1 protein-coding gene and 1 pseudogene are annotated in these 776 nt (G+C 45.6%); both read left to right on the forward strand.

What is annotated here, in order from left to right; genetic code table 11:
- Positions 1 to 597, forward strand: a 597-nt coding sequence (locus AB4653_RS27775) for an ATP-dependent DNA helicase (protein ID WP_372105857.1), incomplete at its 5' end; no start/stop codon positions are given.
- Between the two features lie 58 nt (positions 598 to 655).
- A pseudogene (locus tag AB4653_RS27780) lies at positions 656 to 776 on the forward strand (tRNA (adenosine(37)-N6)-threonylcarbamoyltransferase complex dimerization subunit type 1 TsaB); the annotation flags it as partial.

Below are 776 nucleotides of genomic sequence, written 5' to 3' on the forward strand. Positions count from 1 at the left end.
GAACCGAATAGCCCGGGCTTAGCGGACAAGCTAGTAAGAATGCTGACCCCTGTGATTGAGCAAAACCAAGGTCGCTGTTTCTTCTTATGTACCTCACACAGCATGATGAAAGAGTTGGGTGAACGGTTCCGCGAAACGCTCTCGGTTCCAGTTCTGCTGCAAGGTGAGACAAGTAAGCAAAAAACCTTAGCCGAATTCATGGAATTAGGTAACGCATTGCTGGTGGCTACTGGCGCTTTCTGGGAGGGGATAGATGTTAGGGGCGACGCATTAAGCTGTGTTATCATCGATAAATTGCCCTTTACAGCCCCTGATGACCCTTTACTTAAGGCTCGAATCGAGGACTGTAAGTTAAAAGGGGGTGATCCTTTTGCACAAGTACAGTTACCAGACGCAGTGATTACCTTGAAACAAGGTGTTGGCCGATTAATACGTGATAAACGTGACAATGGCGCTTTAATTATTTGCGATAACCGCTTGGTGACCCGCGATTACGGTGGTGTGTTTTTGGCGAGTTTACCGCCTATCCCACGTACCCGTGACTTAGGGATCATTAAAGAATTCTTAGCTAAAGACCATTCAACCGCTGCTGAGTAATTGGCATTGTTGAGCTTAGCCATTATTTTAGATTAGATAACGAATATTTGAGACACAAATGAGCGCGAAAATTCTTGCAGTAGATACCGCAACTGAAAACTGTTCAGTTGCACTAGTAATTGGTGACCAGGTGTTCGCACGTAGCGAAGAGGCACCTCGAGACCATACGAAAAAAATTC

The organism is Vibrio sp. 10N.222.48.A3 (assembly GCF_041475345.1).
Taxonomy (GTDB): domain Bacteria; phylum Pseudomonadota; class Gammaproteobacteria; order Enterobacterales; family Vibrionaceae; genus Vibrio; species Vibrio tasmaniensis_A.